The 24,723-nt window shown below is 66.5% G+C and carries 25 protein-coding genes and 1 other RNA gene; 10 read left to right on the top strand and 16 right to left on the bottom strand.

The features are described from left to right. The first annotated feature begins 98 nt into the window (after positions 1 to 98). Positions 99 to 557, top strand: coding sequence for a large conductance mechanosensitive channel protein MscL (gene mscL / locus ACO05N_RS04855; protein ID WP_422056053.1), 459 nt, complete (start codon positions 99 to 101; stop codon positions 555 to 557). A 41-nt stretch (positions 558 to 598) separates the two neighbouring features. Here mscL and ACO05N_RS04850 read toward each other — a convergent pair whose 3' ends face one another. Then, positions 599 to 1,030: an RrF2 family transcriptional regulator gene (locus ACO05N_RS04850; RefSeq protein ID WP_300496081.1), complete on the bottom strand. Its 432-nt coding sequence runs from the start codon at positions 1,028 to 1,030 to the stop codon at positions 599 to 601. A gap of 79 nt (positions 1,031 to 1,109) precedes the next feature. Between ACO05N_RS04850 and ssrA the strand changes: the two genes are divergently transcribed. After that, positions 1,110 to 1,454: a transfer-messenger RNA gene (gene ssrA, locus ACO05N_RS04845) on the top strand. 38 nt (positions 1,455 to 1,492) lie between these two features. Here the strand turns inward: ssrA and ACO05N_RS04840 are convergent. The 13 genes from ACO05N_RS04840 to rimP all read right to left on the bottom strand — a co-directional run bounded on the left by ACO05N_RS04840 (position 1,493) and on the right by rimP (position 16,571). Next, positions 1,493 to 2,638 carry a serine hydrolase domain-containing protein gene (locus tag ACO05N_RS04840; protein ID WP_422056052.1) on the bottom strand — a complete coding sequence of 382 codons (1,146 nt, stop codon included), beginning with the start codon at positions 2,636 to 2,638 and terminating at the stop codon, positions 1,493 to 1,495. Then, on the bottom strand, positions 2,635 to 4,461 hold the full coding sequence (locus ACO05N_RS04835) for a DUF885 domain-containing protein (protein ID WP_422058705.1): 1,827 nt from the start codon (positions 4,459 to 4,461) through the stop codon (positions 2,635 to 2,637). Before ACO05N_RS04835 ends, ACO05N_RS04840 begins: the two co-directional genes overlap by 4 nt. 129 nt (positions 4,462 to 4,590) lie before the next feature. After that, the gene (pnp, locus tag ACO05N_RS04830; protein ID WP_422056051.1) at positions 4,591 to 6,930 is read right to left on the bottom strand and encodes a polyribonucleotide nucleotidyltransferase; all 2,340 of its coding nucleotides are present in this window, start codon (positions 6,928 to 6,930) and stop codon (positions 4,591 to 4,593) included. A gap of 177 nt (positions 6,931 to 7,107) precedes the next feature. Next, positions 7,108 to 7,377: a 30S ribosomal protein S15 gene (gene rpsO / locus ACO05N_RS04825; RefSeq protein WP_066664838.1), complete on the bottom strand. Its 270-nt coding sequence runs from the start codon at positions 7,375 to 7,377 to the stop codon at positions 7,108 to 7,110. Between the two features lie 26 nt (positions 7,378 to 7,403). Further along, positions 7,404 to 8,300, bottom strand: a complete 897-nt coding sequence (truB, locus tag ACO05N_RS04820; RefSeq protein WP_422056050.1) for a tRNA pseudouridine(55) synthase TruB — start codon at positions 8,298 to 8,300, stop codon at positions 7,404 to 7,406. Between the two features lie 42 nt (positions 8,301 to 8,342). Continuing rightward, positions 8,343 to 8,792 (bottom strand): hypothetical protein, encoded by a 450-nt coding sequence (locus tag ACO05N_RS04815; protein ID WP_422056049.1) that lies wholly within the window; start codon positions 8,790 to 8,792, stop codon positions 8,343 to 8,345. Positions 8,793 to 8,927: 135 nt separating this feature from the next. Beyond that, a complete protein-coding gene (locus ACO05N_RS04810) occupies positions 8,928 to 9,620 on the bottom strand; it encodes a hypothetical protein (RefSeq protein WP_422056048.1) in 693 nt (230 codons plus the stop codon). 84 nt (positions 9,621 to 9,704) lie between these two features. After that, complete coding sequence (locus ACO05N_RS04805; RefSeq protein ID WP_422056047.1) at positions 9,705 to 10,289, bottom strand: thymidine kinase; 585 nt, start codon at positions 10,287 to 10,289, stop codon at positions 9,705 to 9,707. Between the two features lie 252 nt (positions 10,290 to 10,541). After that, a complete protein-coding gene (gene rbfA, locus ACO05N_RS04800) occupies positions 10,542 to 10,937 on the bottom strand; it encodes a 30S ribosome-binding factor RbfA (RefSeq protein ID WP_422056046.1) in 396 nt (131 codons plus the stop codon). A gap of 45 nt (positions 10,938 to 10,982) precedes the next feature. Continuing rightward, a complete protein-coding gene (infB, locus tag ACO05N_RS04795) occupies positions 10,983 to 13,649 on the bottom strand; it encodes a translation initiation factor IF-2 (protein ID WP_422056045.1) in 2,667 nt (888 codons plus the stop codon). 78 nt (positions 13,650 to 13,727) lie between these two features. Then, the gene (locus ACO05N_RS04790; protein WP_422056044.1) at positions 13,728 to 14,396 is read right to left on the bottom strand and encodes a DUF448 domain-containing protein; all 669 of its coding nucleotides are present in this window, start codon (positions 14,394 to 14,396) and stop codon (positions 13,728 to 13,730) included. After that, on the bottom strand, positions 14,377 to 16,026 hold the full coding sequence (nusA, locus tag ACO05N_RS04785) for a transcription termination factor NusA (protein WP_422056043.1): 1,650 nt from the start codon (positions 16,024 to 16,026) through the stop codon (positions 14,377 to 14,379). Before nusA ends, ACO05N_RS04790 begins: the two co-directional genes overlap by 20 nt. Next, on the bottom strand, positions 16,026 to 16,571 hold the full coding sequence (gene rimP, locus ACO05N_RS04780; RefSeq protein ID WP_422056042.1) for a ribosome maturation protein RimP: 546 nt from the start codon (positions 16,569 to 16,571) through the stop codon (positions 16,026 to 16,028). Before rimP ends, nusA begins: the two co-directional genes overlap by 1 nt. 221 nt (positions 16,572 to 16,792) lie before the next feature. Here rimP and ACO05N_RS04775 point away from each other — a divergent pair, with 221 nt between their 5' ends. Both ACO05N_RS04775 and ACO05N_RS04770 read left to right on the top strand, forming a co-directional pair. Next, entirely contained in the window at positions 16,793 to 17,929 is a 1,137-nt protein-coding gene (locus ACO05N_RS04775; RefSeq protein ID WP_422056041.1) for a PQQ-dependent sugar dehydrogenase, read from the top strand. 13 nt (positions 17,930 to 17,942) lie between these two features. Then, positions 17,943 to 19,136, top strand: a complete 1,194-nt coding sequence (locus ACO05N_RS04770; protein ID WP_422056040.1) for a PQQ-dependent sugar dehydrogenase — start codon at positions 17,943 to 17,945, stop codon at positions 19,134 to 19,136. Here the strand turns inward: ACO05N_RS04770 and ACO05N_RS04765 are convergent. Then, a complete protein-coding gene (locus ACO05N_RS04765; RefSeq protein WP_422056039.1) occupies positions 19,133 to 19,519 on the bottom strand; it encodes a PaaI family thioesterase in 387 nt (128 codons plus the stop codon). The genes ACO05N_RS04770 and ACO05N_RS04765 overlap by 4 nt on opposite strands. Next, positions 19,516 to 19,953, bottom strand: coding sequence for a PaaI family thioesterase (locus ACO05N_RS04760; protein ID WP_422056038.1), 438 nt, complete (start codon positions 19,951 to 19,953; stop codon positions 19,516 to 19,518). Before ACO05N_RS04760 ends, ACO05N_RS04765 begins: the two co-directional genes overlap by 4 nt. Before the next feature lie 127 nt (positions 19,954 to 20,080). Between ACO05N_RS04760 and ACO05N_RS04755 the strand changes: the two genes are divergently transcribed. The 6 genes from ACO05N_RS04755 (at position 20,081) to ACO05N_RS04730 (ending at position 24,702) form a co-directional block, all read left to right on the top strand. After that, on the top strand, positions 20,081 to 20,221 hold the full coding sequence (locus ACO05N_RS04755; RefSeq protein ID WP_422056037.1) for a hypothetical protein: 141 nt from the start codon (positions 20,081 to 20,083) through the stop codon (positions 20,219 to 20,221). A 2-nt stretch (positions 20,222 to 20,223) separates the two neighbouring features. Further along, on the top strand, positions 20,224 to 21,132 hold the full coding sequence (locus tag ACO05N_RS04750; RefSeq protein WP_422056036.1) for a hypothetical protein: 909 nt from the start codon (positions 20,224 to 20,226) through the stop codon (positions 21,130 to 21,132). Further along, positions 21,129 to 22,058 (top strand): transposase, encoded by a 930-nt coding sequence (locus ACO05N_RS04745; protein WP_422056035.1) that lies wholly within the window; start codon positions 21,129 to 21,131, stop codon positions 22,056 to 22,058. The genes ACO05N_RS04750 and ACO05N_RS04745 overlap by 4 nt, the downstream gene beginning before the upstream one ends. Continuing rightward, the gene (locus ACO05N_RS04740) at positions 22,024 to 22,620 is read left to right on the top strand and encodes a winged helix-turn-helix domain-containing protein (protein ID WP_422056034.1); all 597 of its coding nucleotides are present in this window, start codon (positions 22,024 to 22,026) and stop codon (positions 22,618 to 22,620) included. The genes ACO05N_RS04745 and ACO05N_RS04740 overlap by 35 nt, the downstream gene beginning before the upstream one ends. Positions 22,621 to 22,652: 32 nt before the next feature. Continuing rightward, positions 22,653 to 23,438: a crotonase/enoyl-CoA hydratase family protein gene (locus ACO05N_RS04735; protein ID WP_422056033.1), complete on the top strand. Its 786-nt coding sequence runs from the start codon at positions 22,653 to 22,655 to the stop codon at positions 23,436 to 23,438. A gap of 67 nt (positions 23,439 to 23,505) precedes the next feature. Then, a complete protein-coding gene (locus tag ACO05N_RS04730) occupies positions 23,506 to 24,702 on the top strand; it encodes an acetyl-CoA C-acyltransferase (protein ID WP_422056032.1) in 1,197 nt (398 codons plus the stop codon). Positions 24,703 to 24,723 lie beyond the last annotated feature (21 nt).

The following is a 24,723-nucleotide window of genomic DNA, read 5'->3' as shown; positions in this document are numbered from 1 at the left end:
AATCTAGGGACCGTCCGGCCCCCGCGCAATGGCAACCGGACATTTGCGAAGCCGCCGGGCGTTCGGTAGCGTCAACCGGCAATCATATGGGGGAGCTTATGCTCAAGGAATTCCGGACCTTCATCGCGCGCGGCAACGTCCTTGACCTTGCCGTCGGGGTCATCATTGGCGCGGCGTTCGGGACGATCACCAAATCGCTGACCGACGACATCATCATGCCGGTGGTGGGCTGGGTCTTTGGCGGGTTCGATTTCTCGAGCTATTTCGTCCGGCTCGGCCCGATTCCGGCGACCTATACCGGGTCGCCCTCCAACTATGCCGCGCTGAAGGCGGCGGGCGTGCCGTTGTTCGGCTTTGGCCAGTTCATCACCGTGGTGATCAACTTCCTGATCCTTGCCTTCATCGTGTTCCTGCTGGTGCGGACGGTGAACAAGGTGCTTGCCGCCGCCGAGCGCGAAAAAGCCGAGGGCACGGCAGAGCCAGCCGCGGATCCGGCGGACGTTGTGCTGCTGCGCGAAATCCGCGACGAGCTGAAAAAACGCAACGAAGCCGCCTGAGTGGAGACGGCACCGGCCCGCGCGCCGTCAGGCGCATCCGGCTAAGCCGCCGCGAGATCCTCGGCGGTGGCGTCCGCCAGGCTGGTGCCGTCGAGGATCCGCGCCGTCTCGTCGCGCACGCGTGCCATGGCGTGGCGAATCGCGCAGCTCGCCTCGTCCTTGCAGTCGAGGCAGGGGCGGTACGCGGTGCGGCTGACGCACGGTACCAGCGCCAGCGGCCCTTCGATCACGCGGATGATCTCACCCAGCGAGATCAGGTGATTCGCGCGCGCCAGGCGATATCCGCCCATCTTGCCGCGCGTCGACAGGATGAACCCCGCCTCGCGCAGATCGGCGAGGATCAGTTCGAGGAACTTGCGCGGCACATTGGCCTCGGCGGCGATCCGCGTCATCGGCGTCGGCGCCCCGTCCCGGGGCTGCTTGGCCAGAAACAACATGGCGCGCAGGGCATAACGAGAGCGCTGAGTAAGCATGGCACGTTCTTTGCGCGCGGTTTATGGCGATGGGAAGGCCAAATCCCATCGTTCTTGTTAGATTTCGGCACCGAAACCCGCTCTTTTCAATCGGATTGCGGCTTCCTATATCGGTCAGGCCGGGTTCGCCCGGCTATGACGATAAATTGTAGCGTGCAATAGACGCAGCGGACCCGGGGGCAGTACCCGGCGGCTCCACCATAAGGTGGTGTTTCTGGACACCGTTTCTGACGGGGCCGAACCAGGATCGACGTGTGTTGAAAAGCGCTGTTTTCGTTCGGAATGGGACCACCGCGACGGCCCATACTCACAAGTGCCAACGATAACGAAGCACTCGCTATTGCGGCCTAACCCCAAGTCCTAACGGACTAAGGTTAGACTAAAATGCGCGGTTGGACCGCACCGGGCAACAGAAGCGGATTCCAGCGGTACGGGGAGCACCGGGCAACAGAAGCTCCCCACTTACCTGCCCTTTGCCAGCCTTTCTTCCTCGACGCTGAACGCCGATCGCCCCTTGCTCGCCGGCGGGGTGGCGGTGGCGAAGAAGGCGACTCCCTTCCCCGCCGCACGGTCGATCCACAGGCCCGAGCGCAGGCCATAAGCCTCGCCCGCATGGCCGATGCGCGTGCGGTCATCACCGAACAGATCGTCGTCGCACCCGTCCCGCCGCGTCGGCAGCGTCGTCACCGCCAGCCCATATTGGCAGTAGAAGCCGCCGCTCGTGTCGCCGTTTGCGCCATCGAAGCGCCACGCTACACGCTCCAGCTCTGCGATTGACTGTTGCTTCAGGAAGCTCCCGTCATTGCGGATCAGCATCGCGCCGATCACCGCCAGATCGCGCATCGATGCGCGCAGCCCGCCCTGCGGCGAAAACAGCGCGCCATTTTCTCCCAGCCGATAGCCGGCAAGGTCACAGCCATCCTTAGCAATCACCGGGCAATCGGGCCGCTTGCCGTTGAGGTCGTCCAGCGCCACCTCCCCGCTCGCGCGATACAGCACGACATGCCGCGCGACCTTGATGTCCGAACAGGTCGACCAGTTAAAGCAGGCGTCGAGCTTCAATGGTGCGAGCACATGGCGCCGAATCAGCCGGTCGAACCGCTCGCCGCCGGCCTTTTCCATCACGCTCGCGATCACCGGAAAGGCGACATTGGCGTAGCGGAAATGGCTGCCCGGCCGGTTCTGCGCGTCCCATAGCTCGGGCCGCGCGATCACATCGGCGAGCCGTTCGCCGAGCGGCACGCGATATTCATCGGGATCGATCAATCCCGACTGGTGCGACAACAGCTGGCGCAGCGTCACGGGCGCATCGGGAAAGGCCGGGTTGCGCACCTGCCAGCCCAATATCTCCGACACGTCACGGTCGAGGTCGAGTTGCCCCGCCTCGACCATCCGCATGACGCCCAGCGCGACCACCAGCTTGGAGATGCTCGCGATCCGGACCGGGTCGTCCGCAGTGACGCGCCGCCCGGTGCCGCGATCCGCCAGCCCGCTGGCACGCGCCGCCGTCACCCCCTTGGCATCGAACGCGACCCGCACCTCGGCCGGACCGGTGGTTGCGCATCCGGCAAGCAGCACGGAACCAAGCAGCGCCGCCGCGCGCCTCATCCCCGTTTGCTCGCGATATAGCGGTCGACCTCTTCCTCCAGCACGTTCAGCGGCACCGCGCCATTGGCCAGCACGACCTCATGGAAATCGCGAATGTCGAACCGCGCACCCAGTGACGTCTCCGCCTTCTTGCGCAGCTCCGCGATCTTGAGCTGGCCGATCATGTAGCTCGTCGCCTGCCCCGGATTGTTGATGTAGCGATTGACCTCACGCTCGATATCCGCCGCCGAGATCGACGAATTTGCCTTGAAATAGTCGATCGCCTGCTCGCGGCTCCACTTCTTCGCATGGAGCCCGGTATCGGTCACCAGCCGGATCGCGCGCCACATCTGGAGCGAAAGCATGCCGAATTCCGAATAGGGATCGCTGTACGCGCCCATCTCCTTCGCCAGCCGCTCGGTATAAAGGCCCCAGCCCTCGCTATAGACGCTGTACCCGCCGAACCGCCGGAACCTGGGCAACCCTTCCAGCTCCATCGCGCGCGCGATCTGGAAATGATGGCCGGGCGCGCCTTCGTGCACCGCGATTCCCTCAAGCTGGATCTTCTGCACCTGATCCATATTGGCAAGGTTGACGTAATAGATGCCCGGCCGCGACCCGTCGGGCGCGGGGCGGTTGTAGAAGGCGACCGATGCGGTCCCCTCGCGCCATTTCTCGACCGCGCGGACCTCCAGCTTCGCCTTGGGCAGGCGGTGGAACCAGCGCGGGGCGGCATCCATCATCTTCGCGATCACCGCGCGCGCTTCGGTCAGATAGGTTTCGCGACCGGCATCGGTATTGGGATATTTGAACTTGGGGTCGGTGCGGATCGCATCGAAGAAGCTCTCGAGCGTGCCGGTATAGCCGACCCGCGTCTTGACCGCCTCCATCTCCGTGCGGATCGCGGCGACCTGATCGAGGCCGATCTGATGGATCTGGTCGGCGGTCAGGTTCGTCGTCGTGTTCTGCGCCAGCCGGTTGGCATAGAAAGCCGCGCCATTGGGCAGGCTCCACGCGCCGTCATTGCCCTTCGCCTTGGGTTCGATGTCATCGAGCACCGCGAACAGCGTGTCGAAGCCGCGCTTGAAAGGGCCGTTCAGCGCTTTCTCCGCATCGCCGACCAGCGCCGCCTTTTCGGCATCGGCGATCTTGAGCGCACCGACCTTCTTGCGGAAATCGGCGAGCAACGTGCTGTCCGCACCCGGGCCGAACGGCGCGCCGGCGATCACCGCGCGTGCATCCTCGCGCGCCGGCTTGAACACCATCTTCGGCGGCACGATGTCCTTGTCGGCCTGATCGCGCATCGTCGCAGCGACTTCGCGCATCACCCGCTCGACCTCGGTAATGCGGGCGATATAGGCGCGCGCATCGGCGACGCTGTCGATGCGATGGTTGTTGATCAGGAACACCGGGATTTGTCCGGCCGGGCTGCCATTGGTCGATACCGGAAAGCCGTAATCGCGATACTTGTACGCCGCGCGCGACCGCTCGACCTGGGTTTCGAACAGGCGATAGCTCAACCGCGCCTGCGCCCCGAGCTTTGCGGGATCGAACTGCGCGCGCATCTGCTTCAGCGTGGCTTCGGCCATCGCCATCCGCTTGTCATCGTCACCGCCGCTGTAATCGTCGAGCTTGTCGTAATTGGTCTTGAAGCCGAGCGCGGTCTGGCTCTCGGGGCTCAGCGCGACACTGGCATCGAACGTGGCGTCCAGAAATGCATTGAGCCGCGCATCTTCGGCGCGGGTGTCGGCGGCTCCGGCTTCAGCCTGCGGCGCAGTGTTGGCGACGAGCGCAGGGGCGGCAACGCCTGCAAGAAGAACGGAAAGAGCAAGGCGAAGCGTCACGGGCATATCCTGTGTCGGAGGGCAATGGCGCCACGCTACCGCCTGTTGCCGAATCGGGCAAACGCCCCCCGCTACGAAAAAGGGCCCCGGTTTCCCGGAGCCCTCTTCTGGTTTGCGATCGGGAAGCGATCAGTCGTCGCTGCCGCCGGTCAGGAAGGCGGGGAGGCCGATATTCTCGCCACCCTCGTCCTTCGACTCCGAACGCTCGCCGCGCGGACGATCGTTGCGGTCGCCACGGTCGCGGCGCGGGCCACGATCGCGGTCGCCACCACGGCCACCTTCACGACGGCGGTCGCCGCCACGGCCGCCTTCGCGGTCACCACGCTCGCCGCGTTCACGCGGTTCGCGGGCGGGACGGGTGTCTTCCAGCTCGGCGCCGGTTTCCTGGTCGACGACGCGCATCGACAGGCGCACCTTGCCGCGCTGGTCGATCTCGAGGACCTTGACCTTGACCTCCTGGCCTTCGCTCAGGACGTCGCTGACCTTTTCGACGCGCTCGTTGCGGATTTCGGAGACGTGGACGAGGCCGTCCTTGCCGCCCATGAAGTTCACGAACGCGCCGAAATCGACCAGGTTGACGACCTTGCCGGTGTAGACCTTTCCGACCTCGGCCTCTTCGACGATGCCCTTGATCCAGTTCATCGCGGCTTCGATCTGGCTGACGTCGGACGAGCTGATCTTGATGATCCCCTCGTCGTCGATGTCGACCTTGGCGCCGGTGGTCGCGACGATCTCGCGGATCACCTTGCCGCCGGTGCCGATGACGTCGCGGATCTTCGACTTGTCGATCTGCATCGTCTCGATCCGCGGGGCGTGCGCCGAAAGCTCGGTGCGGGTCTCGCCCAGCGCCTTGTTCATCTCACCCAGGATGTGCGCGCGGCCTTCCTTGGCCTGCGCCAGCGCGGCTTCGAAGATCTCGCGCGTGATGCCGGCGATCTTGATGTCCATCTGCATCGTGGTGATGCCTTCGGACGTGCCCGCCACCTTGAAGTCCATGTCGCCGAGGTGATCCTCGTCGCCCAGGATGTCGGACAGGATCGCGTAATCCTTGCCCTCGAGGATCAGGCCCATGGCGATGCCCGAAACCGGGCGCTTGATCGGCACGCCCGCGTCCATCATCGCCAGCGACCCGCCGCACACCGACGCCATCGACGACGAGCCGTTCGACTCGGTGATGTCGCTGGTCAGGCGGATCGTGTAGGGGAACTCGTCCTTGGTCGGCAGCACCGGGTGCAGCGCGCGCCATGCCAGCTTGCCATGGCCGACTTCGCGACGGCCCGGCGCGCCGAAGCGGCCGACTTCACCGACCGAATAGGGCGGGAAATTATAGTGCAGCATGAAATGCTGGTAGCTGAGGCCGTTCAGGCCATCGATCATCTGCTCGGCATCCTTGGTGCCGAGGGTGCAGGTGGCGATGGTCTGGGTCTCGCCGCGCGTGAACAGCGCCGAGCCGTGCGCACGCGGCAGGAAGTGCGTTTCCGCGAGGATCGGGCGGATCTGCGTGGTCGTGCGACCGTCGATGCGCTTGCCGGTCTTCAGGATGTCGCCACGGACGATCTCGGCTTCCAGCTTCTTGGTCAGCTTGATGCCGGCCATCACGTCCTGCGGCGACAGGCCGTCCTCGGTGAACTGTGCCTTCGCCTTCGCGCGCGCCTCGTTGAGCGCGTTCGAACGGGCCGACTTGTCGGTCAGCTTGTAGGCGGCGGCGATGTCCTTGCCGATCAGCTTCTTGAGCTTGTCCTTGAGCTTGGCATTGTCATCCGACGATGCCATTTCCCACGGCTCCTTGGCGGCCTGCTCGGCCAGCTTGATGATCGCGTCGATCACTTCGCGGCACGCGTCGTGCGCGAACAGCACGGCGCCCAGCATGACCTCTTCCGACAGCTCGTTGGCTTCGGATTCGACCATCATCACCGCGTCGCGCGTCGCCGCGACGACCAGGTCCAGATCGCCTTCGGCAACCTGCTCGTCGGTCGGGTTCAGGATATACTCGCCGTTCAGGTAACCGACGCGCGCGGCGCCGATCGGACCCATGAACGGAACGCCCGAAATGGTGAGCGCGGCCGAGGCGGCGACCATCGCCAGAATGTCCGGCTCGTTCTCGCCGTCATAGCTCAGCACCTGAGCGATGGCGTTGATCTCGTTGTAGAAACCTTCGGGGAACAGCGGGCGGATCGGACGGTCGATCAGACGGCTGACCAGAGTTTCCTTTTCGGTCGCGCCACGCTCACGCTTGAAGAAGCCGCCGGGGATGCGGCCCGCGGCCGAATATTTTTCCTGATAATGGACGGTGAGCGGGAAGAAATCCTGCCCGTCCTTGACGCTCTTTGCGGCCGTGACGGCGCAGAGCACGACGGTTTCGCCGAGGCTGGCCATGATGGCGCCATCGGCCTGACGGGCAACCTTGCCCGTTTCGAGTGTCAGGGTTTGTCCGCCCCACTCGATCGATACGGTCTTCTTGTCGAACATGTGTTTTCCTTTGGACCGGACGCCCAATGCGCCCGGGGCCTATGTGCAAGCTGTCCGGCTTGCGCGGTGCGGGGTGACGTCACCCCTGGCTACGGGTCATCGGCCGAATTGCCTGCGACCCAGGATTCGGGCACTTGCCCGAAATGGAAAAAGGCGACCCGAAGGCCGCCTTTCCGGTTACTTGCGAAGCCCGAGCTTCGCGATGAGGGCGGTGTAGCGATCCCCGTCCGTCTTGCGAAGGTAGTCGAGGAGGCTGCGGCGCTTGTTGACCATCATCAGCAGGCCGCGACGCGAATGGTTGTCCTTCGCATGGCCCTTGAAATGCTCGGTCAGGTTGACGATGCGCTCGGTCAGGATCGCAATCTGGACTTCGGGGCTACCCGTGTCGCCTTCGTTGCGGCCATGTTCCTTGGTCAGTTCAGCCTTGCGCTCGGTCGTGATCGTCATGAATTTCGTCTTCCTTCGACATCATTCTACAGGTTGAAGCCGCGCACGACGCGGACGTTTCCGTCCGAAACCTCGACCAGCGCGACCGGCGTTTCGCCGTCCAGCGCAAAGTGTTGGCCATCATTCACGGCAATTCCGGTCAGCACCTTCCCCTGACGGAGCGCCCCTGCCTGACCGGGTTCGAGGAATAGAGCCGGGATGTCGTCCAGCCCCGCCCTCAATGGCAGGAGGCAGTGTTCAAGGGTGCGGCCCTTAGCGGATTGCGCCAGTTTGTCCAGCGATATCGCCGAATCGAGGGTGAACGGCCCCGCCTTGATCCGCCGCAACATGGTGACATGCCCGACGCTGCCGAGCGCAGATGCGATGTCGCGCGCCAGGCTGCGGATATAGGTGCCCTTCGACACATGCGCCGTCAGCGTCGCCGATTCGCCATCGGTTTCGCCCAGCGTCAGCGCGTGGATCGTCACCGCGCGGGTGGCCAACGCCACCGCCTCGCCCTTGCGCGCCAGATGATAGGCGCGTTCGCCATCGATCTTGAGCGCCGAATAGGCGGGCGGCACCTGATCGATCGGCCCGGTAAAGCGCGGCAGGATCGCAGCGATCTGCGCACGCGTCGGACGCACCTGCGATTCCGCGATCGCCTTCCCTTCAAGGTCGAGTGTGTCGGTTTCGACCCCGAAGCGGATCGTGAAGTCATAGATCTTGTCGCTGTCGAGCATCCGCCCGGCAAGCTTGGTCGCCTCCCCCACCGCGATCGGCAGCACACCGGTCGCCAGCGGATCGAGCGTGCCGCCATGCCCGACCTTGGGCAGATCGCGCAGCTTGGGCCCATAGCCACAGTCGCGCAGCGCGCGCTTGACCGCGCTCACCCCCTGGGTCGAGCCGAGCCCCAGCGGCTTGTCGAGAATGATCCAGCCATGCACGCGGCAGCGCCTAGCCGCCTGCAGCGCGCAGGGAAAGCGATGCTATCGATTTCGGGGCCGTTGGGACATGGCCGGGCTCGTCATATGCCCGTTCGTTGCGGGGCGGTTGAGCGTTCCGAGCGCCTGCGAGCCCCACGGCGCGCGATCGGCACTCACCAGCGAAACCCGACGAGTATCGCGCGGGAGTGCGGGAATTGCGGCGAGCCCGTCGACCCTGCACGCACTGGAGAGACGCGCGCCGTGCACGCGAATGTCGCTTCCGACGCCAAAGCCGCGCCGCTCCACGCGATCGAAGTCCACGACCCGCGCTGACCCGATGCCTCGACAGCCTTGCTCGAAACTCGCGCGATACCAGCTGCCGCTCGAGTCGCGGACCAACAGCGTCTGGGCATCGCCGCGCTCGGCCCTGACCTCCAGAACCGATGGAACGTGCACCGCGCCCCGCGGCGCCACATCCCCATCCGACGCTGCATGCGCGGCAACCGCGGTCATGGACAACAGCCCGATCACGACTGACAGATTTCGCATCGACGCCCCCTCAAACCGGATGATTTGCCCAGGATCGTAACGGAAGGCTGAACTTGTACTGAATCGATTTCCGTACCGACGCGGTTCGGCAATCGCGCGCTAGACCGTGAGATTCACCAGGCCGAGCACGAAACGTGTGATCGCGTTGATCATCGGCGCGGCGATCCATTCGCCGATGCGCGCATGCGGGTCGAGCAGCGGGACCGCTACCACCATTGCAATCACCGCCAGCACCACCAGCCGCCCGGCCCGGCGCAACTTCCGACGCAGCGGGATCGGGAGCAGCGCGCTCAACCCCCGCCCCATGTCGAATGGCGGCACCGGCAACAGGTGAAAGCTCGTCATGCAGGCATTGGCGAGGATGAAGTTGAACAGGTTAGACGTGACCAGCCAGGCAATGCCCCTGGAGGGCATCGCACCGCCGGCGGCGGTAACGATGGCACCCAGCGCCACCGCACCGATCAACGCCGCGGCAAAGCTTGCCACCGGCCCGGCCAGCGCGCTGACCAGTCGCCGCCGCCGCGCCAGCGCGTCCTCGCCCACCGCGAAGGGGCGATAGCGCGGCCAGCCGAAAACCGGGGCGCCGGAGAGCGCGAGCGCGATCGGAACGATGATCGTGCCGACCGGATCGACCGCGCGCAGGAAGCGCGGCAGGCGGACCGTTGCCGGCCCTGGCGCATCAGGCTCTGCCGGCAGCCAGCTCGCCACAATCCGCTGTGCGGCGTCATGCAGCAGCACCGCTGCAATCGCGGGGATCGCCCACACCGCCAGCGATTCGACAATCGGCTCCATCCTTCCCCCCCGGCACGCACCGTGGCGGAAGGCCGTTGCGGACTCTACCGATTCGTGCGGCGCTGCCGTTACGGACCGGGACGGTCAATCGGCGGCCGCAAGCGCTTCGGTAAAATGGCGGCGGCACAGGGCGACATACCGGTCGTTCCCGCCAATCTCGGTCTGCGCGCCATCGGCGACCGCGCGGCCCTCGCCATCGACGCGCAGGTTCATCGTCGCCTTGCGCCCGCAGCGGCACACCGACTTGATCTCGATGAGCGCATCGGACAGTGCCAGCAGCCGCGCCGACCCGGGGAACAGATTCCCCCGAAAATCGGTGCGCAGGCCGTAGGCAAGCACCGGGATCCCCAGCACGTCGGCGACGGCGGCAAGCTGATCGACCTGCGCCGCGCTCAGAAACTGCGCCTCGTCGACCAGCACGCAATGTACCGGACCATGATCCATCTCGCGCTCGACGTGCAGGCGCAGATCGGTGTCGGCGGCAAAGCCCGTCGCCGGCATGTCCAGCCCGATCCGCGACGCGATCCGCCCCGCGCCCGAGCGGTCGTCGATCGCGGCGGTGAACAGCAAGGTGCGCATGCCGCGCTCGCGATAGTTGAAATCGGCCTGCAGCAGCGTGGTCGATTTCCCCGCGTTCATGCTGGCATAGTAGAAATAGAGCTTGGCCATCAGGCGATCCAGCTAGCCGTCTTGGCGACCAGAAGCCAGCGCCCCTGGCGATGTTCAACGCGCCTGATCAGGCTCGTCGCACCTGACGACGATGCCGGCCACGTCTTGGCCGTCAGAGCCGTCCCACACTAACTTCATGCCGGGCCGCAAGCCCAGCCTGTCGCGCAACGCCTTGGAAAGCGTAACGCGACCGCGGGTGGACACGCGACCCGGATGGATCATGGCAGCAGGCAAGGCCGCTGCTCCGTCAGATCAATCCTCGTCACCCAGATCCCGCGCCACCTTGGGATCGCGCAGCAACTGGTCGATATGGCTGCCCTCGTCGAAGCTCTCGTCCGCGAGGAATTTTAGCTTCGCGGCATATTTCATCTTCATCCGCCCGGCGACTTCGCGCTGGAGATAGGCAGTGTTGGTGCGCAGCGCCTTGATGACCGCCTCCTCGTCCTTGCCGAGCAGCGGTTTCACGAAGACGGTGGCGTGGCGCAGGTCGGGGGACATGCGCACTTCGGTCACGCTCACCACATGGCTGGCGAGCACATCGTCATGCACCTCCCCGCGCGCAAGGATGTCGGACAGGATATGGCGCACCTGCTCCCCCACGCGCAGCAGGCGGACGGAACGGGTTTCGGGCGTGTCGTTATGCTTCATGATCGGCATCCGCCGCCCCGACCGAAGCCGGGGCGGAGACATGAGTTAGAGCGTGCGCTCACGCAGTTCGACCTCGAAGGTTTCGAGATAGTCGCCCGGCTTGATGTCGGTGAAGTTCTGGCTGAACGTCACACCGCATTCCAGACCCGCGCGCACTTCGGCGACATCGTCCTTGAAACGGCGCAGCGATGCGATCTCGCCCTGGTAGATGATGACATCGTCGCGCGTGATGCGGGCCTTGAGCGCCTTGCGGATCGCGCCGTCGGTGACCAGCAGACCCGCTGCCTTGCCATGCTTGCCCGCGGAGAAGACTTCGCGGATTTCGGCGCGGCCAACCACGGTTTCGAACGCTTCCGGACCAAGCTGCCCCGCCATGCCGGCGCGGATCTCGTCGGTGAGTTCGTAGATCACGTCGTAATATTTGAACGCGACCTTATGGCGATCGGCGATCTCGCGCGCCTTGGCGTTGGGGCGGACGTTGAAGCCGATGATCGGCGCGCCCGAGGCCGCAGCCGCGTTCACGTCGCTCTCGGTAATGCCGCCGACGCCGGCATGCAGCACGCGCGCCTTGATGTCGTCGGTGCTGATCTTGTTGATCGCCGCAACGATCGCCTCGACCGTGCCCTGGGTATCCGCCTTGACGACCAGCGGATATTCCATCGCCTGCTTTTCCTTGAGCGCGCTGAACATGCTCTCGAGGCTGGCCGGGGTGTTGGTGGTGCGCTTCTGCTGGATCACGCTGGCGCGATAGGCCGCGACCTCACGGGCGCGCGCTTCATTCTCGACGACCTGCAGCAGGTCGCCGGCCATCGGAACGCCCGACAGGCCGAGAATCTCGACCGGCATCGACGGACCGGCTTCCTTCATCTGGCGCCCCTTGTCGTCGATCAGCGCACGGACCTTGCCGCTCTCCGCACCGACGACGAACACGTCGCCGACCTTGAGCGTGCCGCGCGTCACCAGGATCGTCGCCACCGGGCCACGACCCTTGTCGAGCTTCGCCTCGACCACATTGCCCTCGGCCGCGCGGTCGGGATTGGCGCGCAGCTCCATCAGTTCGGCCTGAAGCTGGATCTTCTCGATCAGCTCATCGAGTCCGGTCTTCTCCTTGGCCGATACTTCGACGTCCTGCGTGTCGCCGCCCATCGCCTCGACCTGGATGTCATGCTCCAGCAGGCGCTCGCGCACGCGCTGGGCATTGGCTTCCGGCTTGTCGATCTTGTTGATCGCGACGATCATAGGGACGCCCGCCGCCTTGGTGTGATTGATCGCCTCGATCGTCTGCGGCATCAGCCCGTCATCGGCGGCGACCACCAGCACGACGATGTCGGTGACGTTCGCACCACGCGCGCGCATCTCCGAAAATGCCTCGTGGCCCGGCGTGTCGAGGAAGGTGACCTTGGACTTGTCCTTGAGCGTCACCTGATAGGCGCCGATATGCTGGGTGATGCCGCCCGCTTCGCCGCGCACCACATCGGTGCCGCGCAGCGCGTCGAGCAGGCTGGTCTTGCCGTGATCGACATGGCCCATGATCGTCACCACCGGCGGACGCGGCTTGAGCGCATCCTCGGCATCGGCGTCGGTGTCGAGCACCAGATCGATATCGCTGTCGCTGACACGGACGATGTTGTGGCCGAATTCGGTCACCAGCAATTCGGCCGTATCCTGGTCGATGGTCTGGGTCAGCGTGACGGGCATGCCCATCTTGAACAACGCCTTCACCAGATCCGCGCCCTTTTCCGCCATGCGGTTGGCGAGTTCGGCAACGGTGATCGTCTCCGGGACCTTAACGTCGCGGATCTGCTTGGCCTGCGGCTCGCGCGGACCGGTGTGGCGGCGTTCCTTGTCGCGCGCACGCTTCAGCGCGGCGAGGCTGCGCGCACGCGCACCATCGTCGCCACCCAGTGCACGGTTGACGGTCAGCTTGCCGCCGCGACGCTCGTCGCCCTTGCGATCGCGCTGCTGCGGACGCTGCGGCTCGGGGGCGCGCGCCGGGGCGCGGTTCGGGCCGAGATTGGCCGAGCGCGGTGCTGCAGCACCACCGCCGGTGTTCGCCGGAGCGGCAGCGGCGGCCGCGGGTGCAGCCGGTTCGGGCTTGGCCGGCGCGGGCCGCGGGATTTCGGGACGCTGCACCGGGGTGAAGCGACGCGGGGCCGGACGGGTCGGGTCGAGCTGAAGTGCGATCGGCTCGGGGGCGGCAGGCGCGGGAGCCGGCGCAGGTGCGGGCGCAGCAGGCTCCGGCTTGGCCTCGACGACCGGTTCCGGCTTTGCCTCGACCTTCGGCGCGGCGGCGGCTTCGGCCTCGGCGCGCGCCTTTTCCTCTATGCGGCGCTGCTCCGCTTCCGCAGCCTCGGCGCGCTCACGCTCCTCGCGACGACGCGCCTCCTCGAGCGCCTGCATGCGCTGTTCGTCGGCTTCGCGCAGCAGGCGGGCCTGGCGCTCCTGCGCGGTTTCGCCTGCCGGGGCGGCGGGGCGCGGCGCAGGGGCCGGCGGCGGAGGCGGCGCGGCGACGGGTGCGGGCGGCGGTGCAGCCTCTTCGGTCGCGGTCCCGCTCTGCGGGCCGAGCATGCGGCGGCGCTTCACTTCGACCACGACGGTGTTCGAGCGTCCGTGGCTGAAGCTTTGCTTCACCTTGCCGGTCTCGACCGTGCGCTTCAGCCCCAGCGGCTGGCGCATTCCGAGCTTCGGCTTTTCGTTTTCGGTATCGCTCAAGTCTCTAATCCTGTCGTTCTTCGTCGTTCGTCGGATCGCCGCAAGGCCCGATGCGCCTTGCGAGCGGGTTTCGCAAGGCTAGGGAGCCGTGTCGGGTCCGATAAAATGGAGCAGTCGGTCGAGTGCTTCGCGCACCCGCCCCGCCGCTCGCGGGTCGGTCAGGCCTGCATGTACCACATTTTCGCGGCCAAGCGCCAAGGACAATATGGTGCGTGGGAACGGCAATGTGAACCCCGTATCCCCGGACCCCTCACGATCGGTGCCGACACGCAGCGCCTGATCGAGTTTGCGCGAGCCGTCCGTCCCGGCATCGGCGGCATGCAGCAACAGGTGCAGCTTGCCCATCCGGCCGGCCTTTTCGATCCGCTCGCCACCGATCACCACGTAACCGGCCTTGGCTTCCAGCCCGAGCCGGTCAAGGAACGCGCGCTCGAGTTGTGCCACGATGCGCGCGCCCAGGTCGTCGGGAATATTGAGGTCGCTCGTCTTGAACGCCCGCGACAGCGCGCCGCGCAGCTGTTTGCCGCTTGCGTCCAGCGTCGCGCGATCGACGCCGATCCACGCTCCGCGCCCCGGCGCCTTGGCACGGACGTCGGGCAGCACATCGCCATCGGGCGACACGGCAAGCCGGATCAGCCCGTCGCGAGGCTGACCCTCGCGCGAGAGGATACAGGTGCGGATGGGACCCCCATCCGCACGCTGACCGTCCGTCAGTTCAACCGGGCGCTCATTGTTCGGAGTCCGCAACAGCGTCCTCCCCACCGGCCGAAGCCGCCTCTTCTGCGTCCGCCGCAACCGGCTCGTCTTCGAACCAATGCGCGCGGGCGGCCATGATGATCTCGTTACCCTGCTCGTCGGTCAGGCCGTACTCGCCGAGCACGCCGCCCTTGTCCTGCTCGCGCACCGGCGCTGCCGGACCGTCGCCGCGACGACGCGGTTCGGCGCGCTTCTTGGCGACCAGCTCGTCGGTGGCAAGATCGGCGAGATCGTCGAGCGTCTTGATACCGGCCTTGCCCAGCGTGACCAGCATCGCTTCGGTCAGATACGGCATGGTCGCCAGATCGTCCTCGACGCCCAGCGCACGGCGAGCTTCGCGGTTTGCCTCTTCGCGCCGCTCCAGCGCCTCGGCGGCGCGGCTCTGCAGCTCGCTCGCCAGATCGTCGTCGAACCCTTCGATGCTCGCCAGCTCGTCGATCTCGACATAGGCGACTTCCTCGAGCTGGCTGAAGCCTTCGGCCACCAGCAACTGCGCAAGCGTTTCGTCGACGTCGAGCTCGTTCTGGAACATCTCGCTATTGGCGACGAATTCCTGCTGGCGCTTCTCGCTCGAATCGGTCTCGGTCAGGATGTCGATCGCCTTGCCGGTCAGCTGGCTGGCGAGGCGGACATTCTGGCCGCGACGGCCGATGGCGAGGCTCAGCTGATCGTCGGGGACGACCACTTCAATGCGATCATCCTCTTCGTCGATCACGACGCGCGCGACATTGGCCGGCTGCAGCGCGTTGACGACGAACGTCGCGGTGTCGGGCGACCAGGGGATGATGTCGATCTTTTCGCCCTGCATTTCCTGCACGACGGCCTGCACGCGGCTGCCCTTCATGCCGACGCACGCGCCGACCGGGTCGATGCTGCTGTCGTGGCTGATGACGCCGATCTTGGCGCGCGAACCCGGGTCGCGGGCGGCGGCCTTGATCTCGATGATCCCGTCATAGATTTCGGGGACCTCCTGCGCGAACAGCTTCTTCATGAAGTCAGGATGCGCGCGGGAGAGGAAGATCTGCGGCCCGCGCGTTTCGCGCACGACCTTCAGGATCAGGCTGCGGACGCGGTCGCCGACGCGGACCACTTCGCGCGGGATCTGCGCGTCGCGGCGGATCACGCCCTCGGCGCGACCCAGATCGACGACGACATGGCCGAACTCGACGCGCTTGACGACGCCGGTGATGATCTCACCCTGGCGGTCCTTGAATTCTTCATACTGGCGCTCACGCTCGGCATCGCGGACCTTCTGGAAGATGATCTGCTTGGATGCCTGCGCCTGAATGCGGCCGAATTCGATCGGGGGCAGCGGATCGACGATGAAGTCGCCGACCTTGGCATCCTTCTGGATCTTCTGCGCGCCCTTGAGGTCGACCTGCTTGAAATAGTCATCGACTGCCTCAACCACCTCGACCACGCGCCACAGACGCAGATCGCCAGTCATCGGGTCAAGCTTCGCGCGAATGTCGTTCTCGACGCCATAGCGGTTCTTGGCGGCGCGCTCGATCGCGTCTTCCATCGCCTCGATGACGATCGCCTTGTCGATCATCTTCTCGCTCGCCACCGAATTGGCGATTGCGATCAGCTCGGCCTTGTTGGCGGAAATGGCGGTGGCCATCAGTCCTGTTCCTCTGCTTCGAATTCATCCGCGCCCTCGACCGAGAGCGGTTTGGTTGCGGCAATCAGCCGGTCGGTAATCACGAGTTTCGCATCCTCGATGGTCGCGAAGGCGATCTTGTGAGTCAGTCCATGGCCGTCGGTGATGGCGATCGTATCGCCCTCAACCCCGGCAAGGTCACCCTTGAACTGTTTGCGCCCGTCGATCTTTTCGGCGAGCGTGATGCGGGCCTCATGCCCCTGCCAGTCGGCAAAATCCTTCAGCCGGGTCAGCGGCCGGTCGATCCCGGGCGAGCTGACTTCCAACCGATAGGCTTCGGGGATCGGGTCGCGGCCGGCCTCTTCCAGCTCATCCAGCCGGTCGGAGATTCGGCGCGAGAGATCGGCGCAATCGTCGATGTTGAGCTGGCGCGTGTCGGGCCGCTCGGCCATCACCTGCAGCGTGCGGTCGCCCTCGCCGCCGAACAGCTTGACGCGCACCAGATCGAAGCCGAGCGCACGTGCCTCGGGCTCGATAATTGCGGTCAGAACTGCCAGGTCGGCCAAGCCAATCACTCCAAATGCACCGAATACGCCCCGTCGCCGCCGGACCCGGTGGGTCCGACCTCGCCAAGGTTTCCAATGTCGAGAACGGTTTCGCTATAGCCGCATGGCGCGCAAACAGCAAGCTGTCGAATCAGCCCCCTTGGGCCCCCTTTTCGCACGCTGTTTCACGTGCAACATCCACGGACGTTGCGCGTTGCGCACATTGCTTCTGGGAGGATTTGATGCGCCTGTTACCGATCGCCGCCGTGCCGTTCGTCCTGATCGCCTGCACCACCGCGCAACCCGGCAACAGTCAGGAAAGCGCCGCCGCATCCGGTGCACTGCCCTTCACGGTCACGCCGGTGGCCGATTTCGACGCCCCCTGGTCGATGACCTTCCTGCCCGACGGACGGATGCTGGTGACCGAAAAGGCCGGCAAGCTGATCCTGGTCAGCGCGGACGGCAAGAGCAAGACCGAAGTGGCGGGCGTGCCCGCGGTCGACAGCGCCGGACAGGGCGCGCTCAAGGAGATCGTGCTCGCCCCGGATTATGCCAAAAGCAAACGCGTCTATTTCAGCTTCTCCGAAGCAGGACAGGGCGGCAAGGGCGTCGTTCTGGCGCGCGCGGTGCTGACCGATGGCACCAGCCCCACGCTCACCAACGTCGAGCGGTTGTTTCAGGCCAGCCCCTATGTCGAGGGCAACGGCCATTATTCGGGTCGCATCGCCTTCGCCCCCGATGGCAAGCATTTGTTCTTCGCCAATGGGGAGCGCCAGAAATTCGACCCGGCACAGGATCCCAAGTCCACGCTGGGCAAGATGCTGCGCCTTACCCTCGACGGCAAACCCGCCGGCGATCCCGGCCTGACCGCCAAGGGGTTCCATCCCGCCGTCTGGTCCTATGGCCATCGCAACCTGCTCGGCATCGCCTTCGACAAGGCGGGCAATCTGTGGGAGCAGGAAATGGGACCGAAGGGCGGTGACGAGGTCAATCTAGTCCTGCCCGGACGCAATTATGGCTATCCGATCGTGTCGGACGGCGATCATTATGACGGGCGCGACATCCCCGACCACAAGACCCGCCCCGAATTCGAAGCGCCCAAGGTGTCGTGGAACCCGGCAATCTCGCCCGGCGGCCTGATTGTCTATTCGGGGAAGATGTTCCCGCAGTGGAAGGGCGACCTGTTCATCGGCGGCTTGTCGAGCCAGGCGCTGGTGCGCGTCGATGTCACCGGCACCAACGCGGCCAAGGGCGACCAGTGGCCCATGGGAGCGCGCATCCGGGAGGTGGAGGAGGGTCCCGACGGCGCGATCTGGCTGCTTGAGGATGGCGGGCGCGGCTCCGAAGGGCGGCTGCTCAAGCTGACGCCGGCCAAATGAGAAAGGCGACATGATGAAGGGGAGCCGGTTCGCGTTTGGCGCTGCGCTGCTTGCGCTTGCCGCATGCGGGACGAGCGGCAACAATAGCGGCGGGGGCGTGTCGACACCCTCGCCCACGCCAACCGGCTCCCCCTCCTCCTCCCCTTCGCCCTCACCCGGCCCGAGCCCGTCCCCGATCACCGGGGTGCAGACGACTGCGGTCGCCACCTTCGCCTCGCCCTGGGCGATGGTGTTCCTTCCCGATGGCCGGGCGCTGGTGACCGAAAAGGGCGGCACGCTGCGCATCGTGACGCAGGCCGGGGTCAAATCCGCGCCGCTTGGCGGCGTCCCCACCGTTGCAGCGGGCGGGCAGGGCGGCCTCCTCGACGTTACCCTGCATCCGAACTTCGCGAGCAACGCGCTTGTTTATCTGAGCTTCTCCGAGTCGGGCACTGGCGGATCCGGGCTGGCGGTCGCGCGCGGTACGCTGGTCGACGATGCGGGCGGACCGCGCCTGACCGGCGTCAGCACGATCTGGCGGCAGGCTCCCAAAGTGGCGGGCAGCGGCCATTTCGGCGGGCGCATGGCCTTTGCCCCCGACGGCACGCTCTATGTCACCGCGGGCGAGCGTCAGCGCGGCAGCCCCGCGCAGGACATGACCCAGACGCTGGGCAAGATCGTCCGCATCAACGCCGATGGCAGCATCCCGGCCGACAACCCCTTTGTCAGCACAGCCGGGGCACGCACCGAGATCTGGTCGCTCGGCCACCGCAACCCCTATGGCCTCGCCTTCGATTCCGCCGGGCGCTTGTGGGAGCATGAGATGGGGCCGGAGGGCGGCGACGAGTTCAACCTGGTCACGCGCGGCGGCAATTATGGCTGGCCCAACGTCTCCAACGGCCAGGACTATGGCGGCGGCAATATCCCCGATCATGCCCCCGGCGACGGCTATGTCGCGCCGCTCCTGTCCTGGACCCCGGTGATCGCGCCGGGCGGAATGATTCTCTATTCGGGCAATCTGTTCGCAGCGTGGCGTGGCGATGCGATCATTGCCGGCCTGGTCAGCCAGGGCCTGGTCCGCGTCCGCTTCACCACGACCAGCGCGGTCGAGCAGCAGCGCATCGCGCTCGGCGCGCGCATCCGTGAGGTCGAACAGGGGCCTGACGGCGCGATCTGGGTGCTGGAAGACTCGAGCAGCGGCCGGTTGCTACGGCTCGTCCCGAACTAACCGATCAGAAAGTTCATCCGCGCCGCCGCGACCGGCCGCTCGGGATCGTCCTGCCACGCAAACGCCTCGACATTCGCGACGCGGTTGCCGAGACGGCTGACCTTGCCCTGCGCGCGGGTCACCTTTTCGCGCCCGCCGCGCATGAAATCGACCGTGACATTGACCGGCTTGATCCGCGCACCCGCACACTCCTCCGCCGCCAGCGCGTGGCGCAGCGCCGCGACCGCCGCCATTTCGAGCAGCCCGGACAGCGCACCGCCATGCACGAACCCCGGGCGCCCCAGCACACCGCTGCCGAACGGCATGTCGAGGATCGGCGGCCCCTCCCCGCGCTCGATCGTGATGCCGACCAATTCGGCATAGGGTGGCAGCGCAAAGCTCATGCCGCGCCCTCCATGAACATGAAGGTGCCGGCAACATGCGCGACCGGATCGTCGGGATCGCCGTCATGCGCCACCCCGCGCACGAACCCGACCGAACGGGTCACGCGATAGCATTCGCCGCGCCCGATCACCTCGCGCCCCGCCACCGCCGGCCGCAGATAATCGACGCGCAGGTCGAGCGTCGCGTGCGGCAGGAACCCGCCGCGCTTCATCCACACCGCCACGCTGGTCGCCATGTCGAGCAAGGTGATGATCGGCCCCGACGCCAGCACCCCGCGCTCGACATCGCCGATCAGCTTCGGATCGAACGGCAAGGCCAGCTCGCACCAGTCGGGACCATGCGCGCGATAGCGGATGCCCAGCGCATCGCCATGACCCCCGACACGGGCAGTGAAGAAACGTTGGGGGTCGAACGGGATCGGCGCCGCAGTCATGCCCGTCGCGCTAGCGGGCGCGGCGGCGCACGGCAAGCCGGGCATGGCCGCATCATAAAGTCGAATTAACTCAGCCCTTGCGCCGCATCCGCCTAGCCTTGGCGCGACACCAATGGGGGAACCTACCATGCTGACACTTCAACTGTCCGACATCGCGACGTTGGGCACCCAGGTTGCGATGCACGGCGCGATTCGCGCCTCCGAAATTGCGGGGGACGAGATTTTCGAGATGATGGTGGCGATCGTCGTCATCGTCTACAGCGGCTGACCATGGGTCCGTTCGACCCGGCATTGGCGGATGCGTCCACCGATTGCACATCCGCCAACGCCGCCTATTCCGCGGCCGTCCGCAATTGCATCTCGGCGCGGTTCGACGGCCTTGTCGATGCCGACGCCGTGTTGGGACAGGCCCGCGCATTGCTCGCCGACACCGCCTGGATGGCCGGCCTGATCGCCCCGCTGACCGACGCGCTGCGGGCCGATCCCTGGTTCGATCCCGCCCTGCGCATCACCCGCGATCCGCTGCGCACCGCCGTAGTGCTCGCCGACCTGCCCTGCGTGACGCTGACCGTCAGCGTCACGTCCGCAGCAGCACTCGCCCGGCTCGATCCGACTGCGACCATCGTGCTGTCGGGCCGACGCGCGCTGACCCTGTATCTCCGCGGCGGAGCGGCGGAGGTGCGACGATGGCGTCTGGCCGAAGCGGGACCACGCCGCTGCGTCGAGATCGAGCGCCGCTGGTTGCACGATGGCGACCTGATCGAGCTCGACGGACGGCGCGAAGGGCGGCTGATCGTCGCGGCGCGAAGCGACGTCGTCGCCGTCGCCGTCACCGCGACCGCCAAGCCCGGTGCCGATCCGCTGATGCACGAATTTGCCATTACCGATGGCCGTCCGCTGCGCAGTGCCACCGCCGACGACCGCGCCTCGCGCGCGGAACTGCTCCTCGCTCTGCTGCGCGCCAGCGGACGAAGCGACGCCGGCGACAGCTTTGACGCGATGACGCGCGACCCCGCCTTTCACCTGCGCTGGGCCGCAATGCGCGAATGGCTGATGCTCGATGCGCGCGCCGCCCGACCGCGGCTGGCGGAAATGGCGGCGGCAGACCCCGACCCCGGCGTGCAGACCGCCGCCGCGCAAACGCTCGCCCGGCTCGACGCCCGCCTCGCCGCTGCATGACCCGGCTGATCGATCCCGGCACCGGTGATGCCATGACGCTCGACGCGCTGGTCGAAGCGCTCGAAACGGCATCGTTCGACCCGCATGACGAAGACAGCTTCGCCGCGCTCGGCCCGTTGCTTGCCCGGCTGGGGCGCAACCGGACCTTCCTGGCTGACTTGGCCATTGCCGAGCTCAAGACACGCTGCGCCGGACAGGGCGCCGTCAACAGCTACGGCGCGCAGGTGTTCCTGCTGCGACCGCCCAATGGCCGCTTCGTCCTGCGCGCCAATTTCTGGCCGTCCGCCGGCGACGGCATCGTCCAGGCCAGCGGTACCGCGCCGTTCGTCTATGGCATGGCACACGACCATAATTTCCCGTTCCTCACTTATGGCTACCTCGGCCCGGGTTATTGGAGCGATTATTGGGAGCGCGATCCAGCGCGGCCGCAGCAGCCGATGCGCTTCACCGGCCGCCGCCGGATCGAACCGGGCCAGCTCATGCTCTACCGCATGTGCCGCGACGTGCATGCCCAGCTGCCGCCCGACGCCTTTTCGGTCACGCTCAACATCCTTGGCAGCCATCCGTCGCAGCGCTGGATCGACCAGCACCGCTTCGACCCGGCGACCTGTAACGTTGCAGAGGTGCTCACCACGGCACCGTCGGAGGGGCTGGCCACGATCGCCGCGCATCTTGGCGGCGGCAACGGCCTCGACCTGATCGATCACCTTGCCCGCCACCATCCGCATCCGCGTATGCGGACGACCGCGCTGGACGCGCTGGCAGCGGCGCGTCCCGATTGTCCCGAGGCGCTGGCGCTGATCGCCCGCGCCGCGCCGGATCACGCCGCTTTGGACCCATCTTCGGCAGACAGGCCCCGCCAAAACTGCGCAAGTCCGCCGGGTGGGCCCGGTGATTCTGTCCGAAGTCGATATACCGCAGCTTGACGCCGCCATTCGCGCGCGCGGGTATGTGCTGAAAATCGGTGACGCCGGGTGCGATCCCGCACCGCATCTTGCGGCGATCCTCTGCCAATGGCGCGCCGGGCAGACCCTCGGCACCGGATCGGTGCCGCGCATTGCGCTTACCCTCAACAGCACAACACTGATCGCCGCGCTCGACGCCGGGGCGTGCGACGCGGTTGCGGTGCCGGTCGATCCCTATGAGCTGGCCGCGCGCGTCGACGCCCGGGTGCGCCGTCACGCCGCCGGCGCGATCACCCTCGGTGCGCTGACGCTCGATCCGGTTGCGCGCATCGCGATCCGGTCGGGCGCAACGATCGCACTGGTGCCGCGCGAATTTGCGCTGCTGCGCTACCTCGCCGAGCGACCGGGACAGTTCGTGTCGCGCACCGAATTGCTGGAACAGGTGTGGAAGCTGCGTTTCGACCCCGGCACCAATGTCGTGGCGGTCCATGTTTCAACCCTGCGCGCCAAGCTCGACCGCCCCTTCGCCACACCGATGATCGAGAGCCGCAAGGGGCTGGGCTATCGCCTCATTGCGGGTTAACGTCCGCGTCAACCAGACCATGGAGAGGACCGATGACCGAGCAGCGCGTGGCAATCGACATGGCCGGGGGCATCGCCGATGTCCGCCTGAGCCGCCCCGACAAGATGAACGCGCTCGACCCTGCGATGTTCGCGGGGATCGCCGACGCGATCGACCGGCTCGCCGCGACGCCCGGCCTGCGCGCAGTTGTGTTGTCGGGCGAGGGGCGGGCATTCTGCGCCGGGCTCGACATGGCGAGCATGGCGGGCGGCGGCACCGGGCTCGACATCCATGCGCGCAGCCATGGCGAGGCGAACCTGTTCCAGCAGGTCGCCTGGGGCTGGCGCACCCTGCCCGTGCCCGTGATCGCCGCTGTCCATGGCATCGCGTTCGGCGGCGGGTTCCAGATCATGTCGGGCGCGGACATCCGTGTCATGGCGCCGGGCACGCGCTGTTCGATCATGGAGATGAAGTGGGGCATCGTCCCCGACATGGCCGGGTTCGCGCTCTGGCGGACGACGGTGCGCGACGATGTGCTGCGTGAGCTGACCTATACCGCGCGCGAATTCGACGCGGACGAGGCGATGGCGCTCGGCTTCGTCACCCGCCTTGCCGCCGATCCCCATGCCGAGGCGATGGCGCTTGCTCGCGCGATTGCCGGACGTAACCCGGACGCGATCCGCGCTGCCAAGCGGCTCGCAAATCTCGCCGCGGACGCCAGTGCCGCGCCGATCCTGATTGCAGAAAGCGCCGAGCAGGCCAAGCTGCTGCGCTCCCCCAACCAGATGGAGGCAGTGATGGCGAACATGCAGAAGCGCGCGCCGAGTTTTGCCGACTGACTCTTCCAACGGACTCTCTCTCGCGATAAAGGGTGGCCATACCCGATATACGAAAGAGAGGATCACCATGCGCGAAGCCGCGATCGTTTCCACCGCCCGGACGGGTATCGGCAAGGCCTATCGCGGCGCGTTCAACGCGACCGAGGCGCCGGTGCTCGCGGGCCATGTGATGAACGCCGCGGTCGAGCGCGCGGGAATCGACCCGGCGCGGATCGACGATATCTTCTGGGGCATCGGCAACCAGTGGGGGACGCAGGGCGGCAATGCCGGGCGCATGGCGGTGTTCGCCGCCGGGCTGCCGCAAAGCGTCCCTGCCTTCACGCTCGACCGCAAATGCGGCTCCGGCCTCACCGCGCTGGCGCTGGCGGCGCGCTCGATCATCGCGGGCGACATCGATGTCGCGCTGTCGGGCGGCATGGAATCGATCAGCCTGACGGTGAACAAGGACGCGCCGCGCTTCGCCAACCGGTCGGTGCTCGCCAACGAACCGCACGCCTATATGGCGATGATCGAGACGGCGGAGATCGTCGCCGAACGCTATGGCATCAGCCGCGCGGCGCAGGACGCCTATGCCGCGCAGAGCCAGCAGCGCGCCGAGGCCGGGCTGGCAACGGGCGCGTTCGCCGAGGAGATCGTGCCGATCACGGTGGAAAAGGCGCTGTTCGACAAGGAAGGCAACCGCACCGGGACCGAGACGGTGACGGTCACGCAGGACGAAGGCATCCGCCCCGGTACCACCGCCGAAGCGCTTGCGGGCCTCAAGACGGTGTGGAAGGGCGGGCAGGTGATCGCGGAAGGCAATCACATCACCGCCGGCAACGCCAGCCAGCTGTCCGACGGCGCCGCTGCCCAGATCGTCATGGACCGCGCCACCGCGCAGGCCGAGGGCAAGGACATCCTCGGCATTTATCGCGGGTTCCAGGCGGCGGGCTGCGGCCCCGACGAGATGGGCATCGGTCCGATCTTCGCGATCCCCAAATTGCTCGACCGCGCCGGGCTGTCGGTCGCCGATATCGGCCTGTGGGAACTCAACGAAGCGTTCGCCAGCCAGTGCCTTTATTGCCGCGATCATCTCGGCATCGATCCGGAGCGCTACAACGTCAATGGCGGCGCGATCGCGATCGGCCATCCGTTCGGCATGACCGGCGCGCGGCTGGTCGGCCATGCGCTGATCGAGGGGCGCAAGCGCGGCGTGCGCTGGGTGGTCGTGTCGATGTGCACCGCCGGCGGCATGGGCGCGGCGGGATTGTTCGAGATTCCCTGACCCCTTCGACATCGCGGAAAC

This window comes from Sphingomonas sp. (genome assembly GCF_965227385.1).
In the GTDB taxonomy this organism is placed as follows: Bacteria; Pseudomonadota; Alphaproteobacteria; order Sphingomonadales; family Sphingomonadaceae; genus Sphingomonas.
Note: the sequence above shows the minus strand (reverse complement) of the source record. Positions and strands in the feature narration are given on the sequence as shown.

Coding starts and splice junctions, on each gene's coding strand:
- mscL (WP_422056053.1), top strand. CDS start 99: ATGCTCAAGGAATTCCGGACCTTCATCGCGCGCGGCAACGTCCTTGAC.
- ACO05N_RS04850 (WP_300496081.1), bottom strand. CDS start 1,030: ATGCTTACTCAGCGCTCTCGTTATGCCCTGCGCGCCATGTTGTTTCTG.
- ACO05N_RS04840 (WP_422056052.1), bottom strand. CDS start 2,638: ATGAGGCGCGCGGCGGCGCTGCTTGGTTCCGTGCTGCTTGCCGGATGC.
- pnp (WP_422056051.1), bottom strand. CDS start 6,930: ATGTTCGACAAGAAGACCGTATCGATCGAGTGGGGCGGACAAACCCTG.
- rpsO (WP_066664838.1), bottom strand. CDS start 7,377: ATGACGATCACGACCGAGCGCAAGGCTGAACTGACCAAGGAACATGGC.
- ACO05N_RS04815 (WP_422056049.1), bottom strand. CDS start 8,792: ATGACCGCGGTTGCCGCGCATGCAGCGTCGGATGGGGATGTGGCGCCG.
- ACO05N_RS04810 (WP_422056048.1), bottom strand. CDS start 9,620: ATGGAGCCGATTGTCGAATCGCTGGCGGTGTGGGCGATCCCCGCGATT.
- ACO05N_RS04805 (WP_422056047.1), bottom strand. CDS start 10,289: ATGGCCAAGCTCTATTTCTACTATGCCAGCATGAACGCGGGGAAATCG.
- rbfA (WP_422056046.1), bottom strand. CDS start 10,937: ATGAAGCATAACGACACGCCCGAAACCCGTTCCGTCCGCCTGCTGCGC.
- nusA (WP_422056043.1), bottom strand. CDS start 16,026: ATGGCCACCGCCATTTCCGCCAACAAGGCCGAGCTGATCGCAATCGCC.
- ACO05N_RS04775 (WP_422056041.1), top strand. CDS start 16,793: ATGCGCCTGTTACCGATCGCCGCCGTGCCGTTCGTCCTGATCGCCTGC.
- ACO05N_RS04770 (WP_422056040.1), top strand. CDS start 17,943: ATGAAGGGGAGCCGGTTCGCGTTTGGCGCTGCGCTGCTTGCGCTTGCC.
- ACO05N_RS04765 (WP_422056039.1), bottom strand. CDS start 19,519: ATGAGCTTTGCGCTGCCACCCTATGCCGAATTGGTCGGCATCACGATC.
- ACO05N_RS04760 (WP_422056038.1), bottom strand. CDS start 19,953: ATGACTGCGGCGCCGATCCCGTTCGACCCCCAACGTTTCTTCACTGCC.
- ACO05N_RS04755 (WP_422056037.1), top strand. CDS start 20,081: ATGCTGACACTTCAACTGTCCGACATCGCGACGTTGGGCACCCAGGTT.
- ACO05N_RS04750 (WP_422056036.1), top strand. CDS start 20,224: ATGGGTCCGTTCGACCCGGCATTGGCGGATGCGTCCACCGATTGCACA.
- ACO05N_RS04745 (WP_422056035.1), top strand. CDS start 21,129: ATGACCCGGCTGATCGATCCCGGCACCGGTGATGCCATGACGCTCGAC.
- ACO05N_RS04735 (WP_422056033.1), top strand. CDS start 22,653: ATGACCGAGCAGCGCGTGGCAATCGACATGGCCGGGGGCATCGCCGAT.
- ACO05N_RS04730 (WP_422056032.1), top strand. CDS start 23,506: ATGCGCGAAGCCGCGATCGTTTCCACCGCCCGGACGGGTATCGGCAAG.